13 protein-coding genes are annotated in these 14,526 nt (G+C 65.1%); 6 read left to right on the top strand and 7 right to left on the bottom strand.

Annotated elements, in window-relative coordinates; all coding sequences use genetic code 11:
* Nucleotides 1-169 precede the first annotated feature (169 nt).
* The 6 genes from BH683_RS00215 to BH683_RS00190 form a co-directional block, all read right to left on the bottom strand.
* Nucleotides 170-1,222, bottom strand: a complete 1,053-nt coding sequence (locus tag BH683_RS00215; RefSeq protein WP_246833120.1) for an IS30 family transposase — start codon at nucleotides 1,220-1,222, stop codon at nucleotides 170-172.
* A gap of 223 nt (nucleotides 1,223-1,445) precedes the next feature.
* Complete coding sequence (locus BH683_RS00210) at nucleotides 1,446-2,135, bottom strand: demethylmenaquinone methyltransferase (RefSeq protein WP_084834273.1); 690 nt, start codon at nucleotides 2,133-2,135, stop codon at nucleotides 1,446-1,448.
* A gap of 118 nt (nucleotides 2,136-2,253) precedes the next feature.
* The gene (locus tag BH683_RS00205; RefSeq protein ID WP_084834270.1) at nucleotides 2,254-3,411 is read right to left on the bottom strand and encodes a glycosyltransferase family 1 protein; all 1,158 of its coding nucleotides are present in this window, start codon (nucleotides 3,409-3,411) and stop codon (nucleotides 2,254-2,256) included.
* Nucleotides 3,412-3,437: 26 nt separating this feature from the next.
* The gene (locus tag BH683_RS00200) at nucleotides 3,438-3,926 is read right to left on the bottom strand and encodes a hypothetical protein (RefSeq protein WP_084834269.1); all 489 of its coding nucleotides are present in this window, start codon (nucleotides 3,924-3,926) and stop codon (nucleotides 3,438-3,440) included.
* Between the two features lie 101 nt (nucleotides 3,927-4,027).
* The gene (gene menD / locus BH683_RS00195; protein WP_084834268.1) at nucleotides 4,028-5,665 is read right to left on the bottom strand and encodes a 2-succinyl-5-enolpyruvyl-6-hydroxy-3-cyclohexene-1-carboxylic-acid synthase; all 1,638 of its coding nucleotides are present in this window, start codon (nucleotides 5,663-5,665) and stop codon (nucleotides 4,028-4,030) included.
* Nucleotides 5,666-5,830: 165 nt separating this feature from the next.
* Nucleotides 5,831-6,478 carry a dihydrofolate reductase family protein gene (locus BH683_RS00190; protein WP_084834267.1) on the bottom strand — a complete coding sequence of 216 codons (648 nt, stop codon included), beginning with the start codon at nucleotides 6,476-6,478 and terminating at the stop codon, nucleotides 5,831-5,833.
* A 121-nt stretch (nucleotides 6,479-6,599) separates the two neighbouring features.
* Between BH683_RS00190 and BH683_RS00185 the strand changes: the two genes are divergently transcribed.
* Nucleotides 6,600-7,334: a beta-phosphoglucomutase family hydrolase gene (locus BH683_RS00185; protein ID WP_084834272.1), complete on the top strand. Its 735-nt coding sequence runs from the start codon at nucleotides 6,600-6,602 to the stop codon at nucleotides 7,332-7,334.
* Nucleotides 7,331-9,676: a glycosyl hydrolase family 65 protein gene (locus BH683_RS00180; protein WP_084834266.1), complete on the top strand. Its 2,346-nt coding sequence runs from the start codon at nucleotides 7,331-7,333 to the stop codon at nucleotides 9,674-9,676. Before BH683_RS00185 ends, BH683_RS00180 begins: the two co-directional genes overlap by 4 nt.
* A gap of 43 nt (nucleotides 9,677-9,719) precedes the next feature.
* Here the strand turns inward: BH683_RS00180 and BH683_RS00175 are convergent, their stop codons facing one another.
* The gene (locus BH683_RS00175) at nucleotides 9,720-10,193 is read right to left on the bottom strand and encodes a MarR family transcriptional regulator (RefSeq protein ID WP_084834265.1); all 474 of its coding nucleotides are present in this window, start codon (nucleotides 10,191-10,193) and stop codon (nucleotides 9,720-9,722) included.
* A gap of 75 nt (nucleotides 10,194-10,268) precedes the next feature.
* Between BH683_RS00175 and BH683_RS00170 the strand changes: the two genes are divergently transcribed.
* The 4 genes from BH683_RS00170 to BH683_RS00155 form a co-directional block, all read left to right on the top strand.
* Complete coding sequence (locus tag BH683_RS00170) at nucleotides 10,269-11,360, top strand: AbrB family transcriptional regulator (protein ID WP_084834264.1); 1,092 nt, start codon at nucleotides 10,269-10,271, stop codon at nucleotides 11,358-11,360.
* A 177-nt stretch (nucleotides 11,361-11,537) separates the two neighbouring features.
* Nucleotides 11,538-11,693, top strand: a complete 156-nt coding sequence (locus BH683_RS28545; protein ID WP_094647162.1) for a DUF6131 family protein — start codon at nucleotides 11,538-11,540, stop codon at nucleotides 11,691-11,693.
* A 175-nt stretch (nucleotides 11,694-11,868) separates the two neighbouring features.
* A complete protein-coding gene (locus BH683_RS00160; protein ID WP_084834263.1) occupies nucleotides 11,869-13,119 on the top strand; it encodes a saccharopine dehydrogenase NADP-binding domain-containing protein in 1,251 nt (416 codons plus the stop codon).
* 520 nt (nucleotides 13,120-13,639) lie between these two features.
* Nucleotides 13,640-14,526: type IV toxin-antitoxin system AbiEi family antitoxin domain-containing protein (locus tag BH683_RS00155; RefSeq protein ID WP_084834262.1), on the top strand; the 887-nt coding region annotated here is incomplete at its 3' end.

Genomic DNA, 14,526 nt, shown 5'->3' with positions numbered 1-14,526 from the left:
GGCAAAGTCAAGTGGTCAACGCAACGAGCTGGTCTTAGCGGTGACTTCTTGATGGGCTTGGAAGACTCCGGGCTGGCGGCGTGGGTGATCGACCCGCGTCGCCTGTGGAGTGGCTTGGGGTAGTTGTTCTTGCTTCCGGTTCGAGGGCAGGGACGGGGTATGGATGTACTTAGGCGGCGGCGTGTACGGCAAGTAGTTCCGTCAAGGCTTGGGCCGGAGTTTTCCACTCCAGGGTTTCCCTCGGCCGTCTGTTGAGGGTCGCAGCGACGCGGGCGACGTCGGCTGCGGTGTGCACGCTCAGGTCGCTGCCTTTGGCGAACCAGTGGCGCAGAAGCCGGTTGGTGTTCTCGTTGCTACCGCGCTGCCACGGTGAGTGTGGATCGCAAAAGTACACAGGCGCTTGGAGTTCGAGCTGAATCCGGTCGTAGGCGGCGAGCTCGGTGCCGCGATCCCAGGTAATGGATCGCCGTATGTGGGCGGGCAAGTCTCCCATCGCTGTGATCATCGCGCCAGCAACGGTATCGGCTTGGTGATTGCCCGGCAGGTGCAGCAAGATCACGAACCGGGAGGTTCGTTCGACCAACGTCCCGATCGCTGTGCCACCGGACCCCATGATCAGGTCACCTTCCCAATGCCCCGGAACCTTGCGATCTTTCACGTCAGGGCGGTCAACGATCTTGAGGGCTTTGTCGTAGATTTTGCCCTGTCGACTCGCGCTGATTCGCGACTTGCGCGCCGGCCTACTGGTGGACAGAGTCTTGTACAGGTCCGCCCGCAACGACCCACGCGACTGGACGTACAACGTGTTGTACAGCGTCTCGTAACTAATTTGATGCGCCTTGTCGTTGGGGAACTGAATCTTGAGCGAATGCGACACAAGCTTGGGACTCCACCCGTCGTCAAATGAGTCTTCTATCATCTGCTGTTCGGGGTGGCCATCGAGCTTGAATGCTTTAGGCCGCAACGCATTGACCTTGGATCGCTGGTGCGCCATCAGCGCGTGATACGTGCCGTCGGCGTTCGAGTTGCGGCCGATCTCACGCCACACCGTCGTCCGCGGCCGACCTATGAGTATCGCGATCTCAGTGACGCCCAGATCGCGTTGCAGCGCCGACTGGATCTCGATCCGCTCGCCCAACCCCAGTCGATGCCCACGCGTCTCAGTGCCATCGTCGTCGACCACAACCGCCAGGCCGCCTACTCCGCCCTTCATCAGTGTCATGCCGCCAGCATTCGCCCACCAGCGGTCGGCAGTGCTGTTCGACACGCCCATTACCCGAGCCGCAAAATCCTTCGTCGACCCCGTACAAAGCAGATCGAAGAACCCAAACCGAATAGCAATATCAAACGGACGTCTACCCATCGCAACCTCCAAGCAGTCAGTGTTGCGTTGACCGTATGAATTTGCCCCAGGTGGGAGTCGCCAGAACCCACCAATTCCGGGGCTAGCGGGGCTTGAGACCCCGGTGCAGCGCAGTGATGCCGAAGGTCAGATTTCGCCAACGAACCTCGTTGAACCCGGCATCGCGCATGCGCTGGGCCAGCGCCGGCTGATCGGGCCATTCCCGGATCGACTCCGCGAGGTAGACGTATGCCTCCGGGTTGCTCGACACCTTTGTTGCCACCGCGGGCAACGCCTTCATCAGATACTCCATGTAGACCACGCGCATCGGGTTGAAGACCGGGGTCGAGAACTCGCAGATCACCACTCGCCCACCTGGTTTGAGGACGCGGAACAGCTCTGCGAATGCGACGTCGACGTCCGCGACATTGCGCAGTCCGAACGAGATCGTCGCAGCATCGAAGGTTTCGTCGCCGAACGGGAGATGCAGCGCGTCTGCGGCAACCTTCGGGACAGGCCGCTTCGCCCCCGCTTTGAGCATCCCCAGAGAGAAGTCGGCTGCGACGCACTCGGCGCCCGAGCGGGCCAGTTCCACGGTGGAGACAGCCGTCCCGGCCGCGAGATCGAGGACGACGTCGCCGGGGCCGAGCGCCAGGGCCTTGCGGGTCGCCGTGCGCCATCCGCGGTCCTGGCCGAACGAGAGCACCGTGTTGGTCAGGTCGTACCGCCCGGCGACTCCGTCGAACATTGCGGCGACGTCGGCGGGCTCTTTGGCCAGCGATGCACGTGACATGAGTGCCACGCTACCGCGTCGCGACAAACCCACTCGTTCCAGTCAAACCCACGGGTCTGCGCCTCGTGGGTTTGACCAGAAGAGGTGGGTTTGTGTCCGTCATCGCGACAGCGACGACCTACGCCGACCGGCGCGCAACCAGGTCCCGGCCGAGCACCGCGTCGTAGTGCCCCAGCAGCTGGTCGCTGATGGCCGCCCACGTGCGACCCTGCACCCAGCGGCGGGCGGCTGAGCCGAAGTCGGCGCGGACGCCGGCGTCCTGCAGAGTTCCGACGGCATCGACCAGACGCTCCGAAAAACCCTCTACCGGAAGAAGATAACCGGTCCGGAAGTGGCCGATCAGGTCCCGCGGACCACCGGCGTCCGGTCCGATGGCCGGGACCCCGCTGGCCATCGCCTCCTGCACGGCCTGACAGAACGTCTCGTGTTCGCCCGCGTGCACGAACACGTCGAGACTGGCGTAGGCACGGGCGAGGTCGAGGCCACGCAGTTCACCGGTGAAGACGGCGTCCGGCATCATCTGTTGGAGTCGTGCGCGTTCGGGTCCGCCGCCGACGATCACGAGTTGCATGTCGCTGCGGCCGGACAGGATCGCGAGCCGTTCCACATGTTTCTCCGGTGCGAGCCGGCCCACGAATCCGACTATCAACTTGCCGTCCGGACTCCATTGGGCGCGCAATTCCTCGTCGCGACGCCCAGGATTGAAACGCTCGGCGTCGACACCGCGGCCCCACTGGAAGACCCGCGGAATACCCTGATCGCGAAGGGCCTTCACTGAAACCGTCGACGGCGCCAGCGTTCGATCGCAGGCACCGTGCAGCTTGCGGGTCCATGCCCAGGCAGCCCGGGTGCCGAGCTTCATGCCATAACTGGCCGCGAATCCGGCGACGTCGGTCTGGAACACCCCGACCGCGGGAACGTCCAAGCGACGTGCGGCCGCAGCACCGGCTGCTCCGACCACGAACGGCGACGCGAGATGGACGATGTCGGGCTGAAAGTCGGCGAGAACGCGGAACATCGATGGCGCCGGCACACCGACCGGCAGCGAACTCACCTTCGGCACCATCACCGACGGGATGTAGTGGACGTCGGCACCGGTCACCCGACTCGGCCCCGACGTCTCGCGGGCAGTTCGCCGCATCGACCACGGCGTATCGGGCGCGACGATGATCGCCTCGTGTCCGGTGTGGTCGAAATGCTCGGCCACCCGCAGGACGGAGTTGACGACGCCATTCACGTTCGGGAGAAAACTCTCGGACACAATTGCCACTCGCACGATGCCCAGTGTGGACAGGGCAAATGTCAGGAGGTCTTCGTCGCCGTGACCTCTGGTGGAACCTCGGATGAACGTCCCTTGTCGAGCTCCGCTCCACCCCCCTTGCGGCGGGAGACTTCCGCGAACAGCACCATGAGCGCACCGATGACCAGATACGAATACAGCAGCACCGACAGCGCAGGCACGATCGCCAGGCTTGCGTTTCGACCAGCGACCCGCACCAACTCGGGACTCGCCCGCGAATACTCGATACTGATCCGCTGTCCCTCTGCCAGCCGCCCCGGGTAGAAGACACCGAGGCGGGGGCTGTGGAACATGCCGTCCGGGGTGGAGAAGTTGACGGTGGCCTTCGTCGGGGTCGCACTGACCACCTCGGCCACGGCGGTCGCCTCGTCCTTGTTGATGAGGACGTCGTCGCGGTACGTCCCGGCCACCATGATCGCCATCATGATGGTGATGACCACTCCCAGCGAGATCAGGCCGAGTTGGACTCGGCGCAGCACGGTGGGAGACATGACGCCACAATAGTCAACCGGTCATCGACGCCCCCAATCCATCGCGGTGACCGGCCTCTACCGCCGCGCACCGGGCTGGAAGGGCCTGATCGGCGGGGCGATTACAACCTTGCGCGGATCGCGGCGTGCAGCGCCCGCAGCCGGGACCGGTCGGTGCGAACTTCGATCACCTCGATCCCCTCGCTCGGGGAATTGAGCACCGCGGGCAGCTCCGCCAGCGAGACCACCCGGTGCGGCGTGCCGAAGCCGGCGCAGACCGCGGCCAGGTCGGTGTGATGCGGCGTACCGAACACGCGCTCGTACGCACCGAGGTAGTCCTTGCCCTCGAACCTGGGATCGCCCTGCTCGAGAAGCCCGAAGATGCCGCCGCCGTCGTCGTTGGCGACGACGATCGTCAGGCGGCGCGGACGTGGTTCGGCCGGGCCGATCAGCAGTCCGGTCGCGTCGTGCACGAAGGTGAGGTCGCCCATCAGTGCGACGGTCCGCACATCGGCGGCGAGCGCGGCACCGATGGCGGTCGAGACGTTGCCGTCGATCCCCGCGACCCCTCGATTGGAGAGCACTCGCACGTCGGCGCCCACGTGACCGGCCAGCGCAACGTCGCGGATGGGGTTCGACGCCCCCACCACCAGCTGCTCACCGGGTGCCATCGCGGCGCTGACCACCTTCGCCACGTGCAATCCGGTGACGTGTTCGGACTGTTCCAGCTCCACATCCACCGCGCTCACCGCACGCTGATGCGCCTGCGCGCACGACTTGATCCACGCCTCGTCGGGTTCACCGCTGGTGACGGCCCGCGATCCGGTGGCCAGGACGTTGCCGGACACGTCCGGCCAGCGCGGGCCGGTGGTCAGCGCGTACACCCGCACCTCGGGGTCGGCGAGCAGGGTCGACACCTGTCGATGCAGGGTCGGTCGACCGCAGATGATCGCCTGGGTCGGCCGAAGCGCTGACAATGCCAAGGGGTGCAACGGATTCTGTGGTGCCGGGGCAGTCGGTTCCGCCACGGTCGGCAGCGCGGCGAGCTCGGGCCGATAGCCGGCACCGTGACCTGAGACCACCACGGTCGGCTCGGTGATGTCGATCTCGACGGGTACATCGAGTTTGCCGACGGCGGTGACGGTCCACGGCGCACCGCCGGGACGTCCGGAGTACTCGCCGAGATCGTCGGTGGGCGCGACCCCGGCGTCGGGTACCAGCGGCTCGCGCAGCGGGATGTCGAACTGGACGGGCCCGGCATTGCCGGTCCGGGCGCCACGGGCCGCGGCCAGGACGCGGCCCACGCCCGAACGCCACTGACTGTTGGTGTCGAGGTTCTGCTCGGCAAGACCGAGGCTGATCGCAGCGCGCACCTGCGTTCCGAAGATCCCGAACTGTTCGATGGTCTGATTCGCACCCGACCCCAGGAGCTCGTAGGGCCGGTTTGCGCTGACGACGATCAGTGGCTGGCGTGCATAGTTGGCCTCGAACACGGCCGGACTCATGTTTGCCACCGCGGTCCCGCTGGTCATCACGATGGGTACGGGCTGGCCGGACGCGACCGCGAGACCCAGCGCGAGATACCCGGCGGTCCGCTCGTCGACCCGAACATGCAACCGCAGCTGACCTGCGGCATCGGCCGCATGCAGCGCAAACGCGAACGGGGCGTTCCGCGACCCCGGGCACAGCACGGCCTCCCGGACGCCACCGCGGATCATCTCGTCGACGATCACTCGCGCCTGCAGGGTCGAAGGGTTCATCAGACCAGGCTAGCCTCGGGCCGGACGTGGTCGCGATCACCCGGAGACGAAGCGGAGCGGAGCTCGACCCGTCTATCGAGACGAAGCGGAGGGGAGCTCGACCCGTCTATCGAGACGAAGCGGAGCGGAGCTCGACCCGATCACATGACCCGCAGGTCAGTCGCGTCACACCTTCCGCAACACCGCGTGGGTCACTGTCTCGGACGGCACGAACTCGGCTACTTCGAAACCCGCCGGCCACCCGGCGTCCAGCCCGTCGAAGATGCGTTCACCGCCACCGATCACCACCGGCGAGATGACCAGATGCAGCTCATCGACCAATCCTGCTGCCAGGTACTGGCGAATCGCCGACGCTCCCCCGCCGAGCCGCACGTCGGCACCGTCGGCCGCATCGAACGCCTGCTCCAGCGCGCGGTGGATACCGTCGTCGACAAAGTTGAAGGTGGTGCCGCCCTTCATGGGCAGTGGGTCCCGCGGGTAGTGGGTCAACACGAAGACGGGGTGACCGTACGGCGGGGTGTCGCCCCACCATCCCTGCCAGCCGCTGTCATCCCACTCATCGCGGATCGGCCCGAACATGTTGCGTCCCATGATGGTTGCGCCGACACCGTCGTCGCCGCGCTCGAGGTAGTCGTTGTCGAGGCCTTCCGAACCACCGTCCTGGCCGATCATCGCGCGACCGAACTTGGTGTCGAACACCCAGGAGTGCAACTTTTCCGTTCCGACGCCCATAGGCGCGTCAGCGGTCTGGTCACGGCCGGCCATGAAGCCGTCCAACGACATCGTGATGTTGTGCACTCGCAGTTTCGCCATGGAACTGTCCCCTTTGCCCACTCCAGTTGTTGTCGATGAGTCTGACACCTCCCACCGACGAAACTCATCGGTGGAGCGCGCCGCAGGGCAACCATTCCGCAGCACGGGTACGGTCGAACCCGTGATTGGCCTACCCGATTCCGTCACCGCACTTCTCTTCGACCTCGACGGCGTCCTCACCAGTACCGCAGTCGTGCACAGTCAGGCCTGGAAGCAGGCCTTCGACTCATTCCTGGCCGAGTACCCGGGTGCGACCGATGCACAGCGGCGGCCCTTCAGCCAGGACGATTACCTCACCTATGTGGACGGACGCTCTCGTGACGACGGCATCGTCAGCTTCCTGCAGTCGCGGGGCATCACCCTGGCTCAGCAGGGAGCAGCGCCGTCGGTCGCGTCGATCGGGGATGCGAAGAACAAGCTGTTCCTCGAACTCCTCGACAAAGAGGGCGCCGAAGCCTATTCCGATGCGGTGAGATATTTGAAAGCAGCTCAGGAGGCCTCGTTGCAGATCGCGGTGGTGACGTCGTCGAAGAACGGCGAACAGATCTTGGAGGCAACCGGATTGACCCCGTTCGTCGTCGCCCGCATCGACGGGAAGGTGATCGCCGAACGTGGGCTCGTCGGGAAACCGGCACCCGACTCGTTCTTGGCCGGGGCCGATGCGCTGGGGGTACCGCCCGAGAAAGCCGCGGTCTTCGAGGACGCGGTGTCGGGGGTGCAGGCCGGGCACGCAGGTGGTTTCGGATACGTGGTCGGGGTCGACCGAACCGGAGGTGACACTCATGCGAGCAACCTCCGCAACGGTGGCGCCGACGTCGTGGTCACCGCACTCACCGACCTGCTGAAGCCCGCATGAGGCCCGCGGGATTCGAGGTCGCGCCCTGGCATCTGTCGTGGCGGGGTACCGATCCCGACGCGATGGCTGCGATCGAGTCGATCTTCGCGCTGTCGAACGGGCATATCGGCATGCGCGCGAACCTCGAGGAGGGTGAGCCGGTCTTCAATCCGGGCACTTACCTCAACGGATTCTACGAACAACGCGAATTGCCCTATGCCGAAGGCGGATACGGCTATCCCGAGGACGGCCAAACGGTCGTCAATGTGACCAACGGCAAGATCATCCGGCTGCTGGTCGAAGACGAGCCGATGGACATGCGGTATGGGAACCCCGACGAGCACGAGTGGAAGCTCGATTTCCGGGCGGGCACCCTGGAGCGGGTCACCGACTGGACCTCCCCCACCGGCCGGAAGGTACGGGTGCGCTCGACGCGCCTGGTCTCGTTCACCGAGCGCGCCATCGCCGCCATCCGGTACGAGGTCGAACCGCTTGATCTCGAGATGGAGATCGTGGTGCAGTCGGACCTCCTCGCGAACGAGGATGTCCCGCGGCCGGGCAACGATCCACGACTGGCCGCTGCCCTCGACCGACCACTGGTCGGCGACTTCGCCGAAGCCAAGGGGCACCGCGGCGTCCTGGGACACCACACCAAGGTGTCCGGACTCCGCATGGCAGCCGGCATGGATCATGAATTACTGGGCACCAATTCGGTCAACTGCGAGATCCTCAGCGACGATCTCGCTCGGCTCACGGTGACCGCGAAAGTGCAAGCAGGACAGAAGTTCACCGTCATCAAGTATCTCTCCTACGGCTGGTCGAGTCAGCGATCACCGTCAGCGTTGCGCGCACAGGTCGATGCCGCGCTCGCCACAGCACTCGACAACGGCTGGGACGAGCTATTGGCCCGCCAGCGCAAGTATCTCGACGACTTCTGGCGCTCGGCCGACGTCACCCTCGACGGCGACGCCGAGCTGCAGCAGGCCGTACGGTTCGCGCTCTTTCACGTCCTGCAGGCCGGAGCCCGCGGCGAGACCCGCGCCATCCCCGGCAAGGGTCTCACCGGACCCGGCTACGACGGACATGCCTTCTGGGACACAGAAACCTACGTCTTGCCGGTTCTCACCTACACCGTGCCCGCGGCAGCCGCCGACGCGCTCCGATGGCGACACTCGACACTGGACAAGGCCAAGGCCCGAGCGGTCGAGCTGGGCCAGGTCGGCGCAATGTTCCCGTGGCGCTCGATCAACGGAGACGAGTGTTCGAGCTACTGGCCCGCCGGGAGCGCTGCGGTCCACGTCAACGCCGACATCGCCTATGCCGTATCGCAATACATCGCCGCGACCGGGGATGAACAGTTCGAGGTGAACCAGGGTGTGGAGCTGCTGATCGAGACCGCCCGTTCCTGGGCTTCGCTCGGCCACCACGATCTGCGCGGAGACTTCCGCATCGACGGCGTGACGGGGCCCGATGAGTACTCAGCCGTCGCAAACAACAACGTCTACACCAATCTGATGGCGCAGAAGAACTTTCGCGAGGCCGCCGACGCCTGCAAGAGACACCCGTCCGTCGCCCGCCACCACGGGGTCGACGACGAGGAGATGGCGTACTGGCGCGACTGCGCCGATCGCATGCTGGTGGTGTTCGATCCGGCCTTGGGCGTACACCAGCAATCCGAATCGTTCACCCGGCAGGCGTTGTGGGACTTCGGAAACACCCCGGAAGAGAATTACCCACTGCTGCTGCACTATCCGTACCAGGACCTCTATCGAAAGCAGGTCGTCAAACAGGCGGACCTGGTGCTCGCGATGTACCTCCGCGGCGACGCGTTCACCCCGGAACAGAAGCTCAAGAACTTCGACTACTACGACCCGATCACCGTGCGTGACTCGTCACTGTCGGCGTGTGCGCAATCGATCGTCGCGGCCGAGGTCGGCTATCTCGACCTGGCGTACGACTACTTCGCCGAAGCTGCTCTGACCGATCTGCACGACCTACATCACAATGCATCGAGTGGCCTGCACATCGCCTCGCTCGCCGGCACCTGGCTGTGCTGCGTCGCCGGCTTCGGGGGCATGCGCGACCACAACGGGTCGATCACGTTCGCGCCGCGTCTGCCCGCCCGTTTGCATGGACTGACGTTCCGCCTGGCCGTGCGCGACCGGTGCATCGAGGTCCGGGTGGGGGCAGACGAGGCGACCTATCAACTCACCTACGGCGAACCGATGGAGGTGCAGCACCACGGCACGCCCTTCACGGTGCATTCCGGCGAGACCGTGCTGCCGATCCCGGCGCTGCACCATCGCGAGGCTCCACAGCAGCCGCGGCACTGTGAGCCGTATCAGCGGGAAGGCACCCGGTGAAGTTCGTCCCCCTCGCCGCTCACCGGGGGCACATTCCCCTCGCCTACCCCTCATCGGGCTGAACTTCACCGCCTGATTCCGCGAGCCGCCGCAGCACCGGGATGCAGAGCATCAGGAGCCCACGTTCGGTGTCGGGGAGGGTGTTGATCGCCTGGGCCAGCCACTCGTCACGTTGTCGGCGATCCGAGGCCAGTAGTGGGTGGGCGTCCGCGGTCAGTTCGACGAGCTGGCGACGCCGGTCATCGGGGTCGGCGCGACGGGTGATGAGGCCGAGCTCTTCGAGTCTGTTCATGCTCAGCGTCAGCGACTGCACCTTCACCTGCGCGCGTTCGGCGAGTTCGGCGACGGTGCTGACGCCGTGCCGATCCAGATCCCCGAGGATTCCGACCTGCGTCATGGTCATCCCGTGTGCCGGCCGGTGCCGCCTGGCCTGGCGGGTCACGGCCATCATTGCTTCGCGCAACGACGTGGCCTCCTCGGTACCGACAACGCCCAGGTGAGCCCCTGATTCACTCATACCAAGACAATACTTGGTATCTGCTGCTATTTGTCCAGTTCGCGACAAGTAAATAGCAAGCGTAGACTCAGGACCATGCTGCGGTGGATCGGACTGATGGTGATCACCGGCGGAGCGTCCATCGGACTGTCTGCCGTCGGTGTGCCGTCAGCGGCCCTGTTTGCCGGACTTGTTGTCGCCGCGGCCCTGGCCATCGTCGGCTGGGGTCCCCGCGCGCACGGTGACAAACCGCCGATGCCCCGCTCGGTCGGACTGGCCGCGCAAGGTGTGCTCGGCGTCTACATCGGGACCCTCATCTCCACCGACACCCTCGCCGGCCTGGGGTCGCATTGGCCGGCGGTCCTTGCGATGGCGTTCGTGACCCTCGCGCTCTCGGTGATCGGCGGCGCCCTCCTGGGCCTGCATCGCCGGGTCGACCCACTGACGGGATCGCTGGCCCTGGTCGCCGGTGGCGCCTCGGGGCTGGTGGCCCTGGCCCGCGAACTCGGTGGCGACGAGCGCATCGTCGCCGTGATCCAGTACCTGCGGGTCGCGATCATCACGATGTCGATGCCGTTGGTGGCGATCTTCGTGTTCCACGAGTCGATCTCCGGCGGCAGCGAGTTCTCGGGCACCACCGGCAACCAGTGGTGGGGCCTGCTGATGCTGGTGGTCTGCACGGTCGGCGGCTACTTCGCGGGCCGGCTGATCCGCCTCCCCGCCGCAGGGCTGCTCGGACCGCTGATCCTGACCGTGGCCGCCCAGCTCCTCGGCATCACCTCGTCGGCAGCGGTCCCGATCATCCTCGTGCAGTTGGCGTACGCGGCCATCGGATGGCAGGCAGGGTTGGGTTTCACCCGGTCCTCGCTGGTTGCGATCGGAAAGATCCTTCCGCTGGCAACCCTTCTCATCGTCGTCATCGCTGCGGCCTGCGCCGGGCTGGGCGTGCTGCTGAGCCTGTGGACCGGCGAGTCCATGTTCGACTGCTACCTCGCGACGACGCCAGGCGGGATCTACGCGGTACTGGCGACGGCGTCGGCGACCGGCGGCAACATCGCCTTCATCGTGGCCGCCCAGATGATTCGGGTCCTCATCATGCTGTTCATCGCGCCCTTCGCGGCCCGGGGCTATCACTGGTGGCTTCGCCGCAGACGGGCTGCTGCGACCGAAGAACTCGTGCCCGTCTAGCTCTGCGATCTCCCTGATCAGATTTCTTAGTAAAAGTAGGTTTATGGTCCGGACACCGGGGTACTCAGTCAGAGCGTGACCCCCGGCACAGCAGCCGTGCAAAGACAATGGGGGCACGTAGGTGTGATCGGACCAAGTCCGTGATCGCTTCCAACTCGGGGTGTATGGAGATCAACGATGATTCTTCTCGGTTTACTTCTTCTTATTCTCGGATTCGTCTTCGGGATCTCAATTCTATGGACCATCGGCATCGTGCTGATCGTCATCGGCGCGGTCCTCTGGATCCTCGGCGCAACCGGCCGCAAGGTCGGTGGGCGAGCGCACTACTACTAGACACGAAATGAGCGAGTGACCGCTGCCGGGTAGGGGCCCGGACCGTCACGACAGACTCACGTGGCGCGGTACGACGGGAATCTTCCGACGTACCGCGCCACAGTCATCTGCGCCAAATTCGTTCTGGGGATCGGCGACCGGCGTCGTCGCCCTACCAATCAGTAAGGTCGTGGGCATGAGTGATCGCGAGTTCGATGTCATCGTTTACGGGGCCACAGGATTTGTCGGCAAGCTGACCGCCGAATACCTGGCCAAACATGCTCCCGCCGGGACCAAGGTCGCGCTGGCAGGCCGCAGTGAGCACAAGCTCGCACAGGTTCGTTTCAACCTCCCAGCGCCCGCGAACGAGTGGCCGCTGGTGATCGCAGACAGCGATTCGCCTGCCTCACTCGATGCGATGGCCGCCCGCACCCGCGTCGTCTGCACCACCGTCGGGCCATACCTGAAGTACGGCGAGAACGTGCTCGCCGCCACCGTCAACGCCGGGACCGACTACGTCGACCTGACCGGCGAGGTCCCCTTCGTGCGGCTCTCGATCGACAAGTTCCATGATCAGGCGGCCTCCAACGGTGCCCGCATCGTCCACTCCTGTGGATTCGATTCCGTCCCATCCGACATCGGTGCCTACCTGCTGCACAAGAAGGTCGCCGAGGACGGCGAGGGCACCATGGGCGACACCACCATGGTCGTGCGTAGTTTCCGCGGCGGGATCAGCGGCGGTACCGTCGATTCGATGCGGGTCATCGCCAAGGAAGCCGGCGATGCGAACACCCGTCGCACCCTCCTCGACCCACACGCCCTGTCCACCGAGCCGGGCGGATATGCCGGCATCAAACGTAGTGCCGAGCCCGGCGACATGGCCATGGTCAGCGGATCCAAGGTCGATCCGAGCCTGCGAGGCACCCTTGCCCCGTTCTTCATGGCGAGTTACAACACCCGGATCGTACGTCGCAGCAACGCCATCCTGAACAACGCCTACGGCAAGGACTTCCACTACGGCGAGGCGATGTACGTCGGTGGTATCCCCGTGGTCTCCACCGCCATCGCGGCCGCCGTCGCCGCCGGCACCACCGCCTTCCTCGGCGCGATGTCGATCGGTCCCGTCCGCAGCGTCCTCGACCGGATACTTCCCAAACCCGGCGAGGGACCCACAGAAAAGGTCAGGGAGTCGGGTCACTTCACCACCGAGACCTACACGACCACCACCACCGGCAAGCGTTACCGCTCGCGGATGGTCGCCAAGGGCGACCCCGGGTACAAGGCCACCGCGGTGATGCTCGCCGAGAGCGCACTGTCGCTCGCCCTGCATCGCGACGATCTGCCGCCGCGCACCGGAGTCCTCACCACCGCCGCCGCCATCGGCGACGTCCTCATCGAACGCCTCCGCGGCGCCGGCTTCCGCTTGGAGACCGAACGCCTCAGCTGAATCTGCTCCACTTCTAGAAGAATGCTCCACTTCCAGGGCCCTGGAAGTGGAGCATTTCTCTGTAACCGGAGCAGATTGAGTTGTCCACAGTCTGCTGGCGTCGGTCATGCGCGTAGGCGGTGACTCTGGGATGAGCGTGCCTCCAGAAGCAACACGGGCCCCGCAACCACCGCAACGCCCAGATCGGAAGGAGCGCCTTGCCTCGGGCGCGAGACACACCGAGCGTTGTCATTGCCACCTCTTCCAGCAGCGGTGTCTCTTCACCACGACAGGCCCGCCCGGCGAACTGATGCAGCGGAACTACTCACAGTTTGCAGTCGACTCCCATATTCGTACGGATCCTCGGGACAAGCGTTTACATGCGTTCGTCATCTCTACACGACCTCTACGCGACGGTTTTGTCCCCGCCGAGCCACGCGAGAATCCCCAGTTGTCCACAGTCTGCCCAGGCATCCCCAGGACGGACGTTCACCAATGAGGATCACGGAGCAGACCACGTTGACCCACCATCATCAGATTCATGGGGGACAACACTTCTGATGACAACAGACTCATCCGGCGACGCGATGCTGCGTCCGTCGGCAACGGGGACGACTCACTGAGGGTTCGGGTCAAGACCGGGCAGCTGATCCGGCTCTACCGTGGCTTTTACACATTCAGCTGCGACCTGAAGGATCTGGCCGACCACGAGCGTGAACAGTTGCAGTACCGCCGCACCGTACTCGGCGCCGCGCATGCGGGCGACGGGTCGAAAGCCGTCAGTCATCATTCAGCCGCCGTCCTGCACGGCTTGCCGTTGCTGGGCGGCAAGACGACACGGGTCCACTTCACCGCGAACCGGAAGACCGGAGGGCGAAAGAAGGGGCGGGCGAACGTCCTTCATGCCGCGCCCTGGCTCGCGGACGAGGTCGTCGAGATCAACGGCCTGCTGGTCACTTCCTTGGCAAGGACAGCCGTCGATCTGGCCAGGCAGGGCAGCTTCTTGCAAGCAGTCTGCGCCTTCGACGGCGTCCTCCGGATGGGTGCGACGCGGGCTGAAGTGGAGTCGGTCCTTGATCGCAGCCGCGGTCGCGCGGGCGTCGCCAACGCGATTCGAGCGTTCGCGATTGCCGACGGCGACGCGGAGAGCATCGGTGAATCACTTTCGCGCGCGTTGATGCACACCTTCGGTGACATCCCGAGACCCCGGTTACAACAGAGGTTTTTCGACGCGAGAGGCGCCTTCGTTGCACGCACCGATTTTGACTGGGATGGCGTGGTTGTCGGCGAGTTCGACGGTTACGCCAAGTACATCCGCTACCTGAAACCTGGTGAGACCATTGCCGACGCATATGAACGTGAGAAGAAACGCGAGCAAAAACTCGCCCGCCTGGGCGTCATCGTCATCCGCTGGTGCTGGGACGACCT

The sequence above is a fragment of the Williamsia sp. 1138 genome (genome assembly GCF_002095435.2).
Classification (GTDB): domain Bacteria; phylum Actinomycetota; class Actinomycetes; order Mycobacteriales; family Mycobacteriaceae; genus Williamsia.
This window is presented reverse-complemented; position numbering and strand designations above follow the sequence as displayed.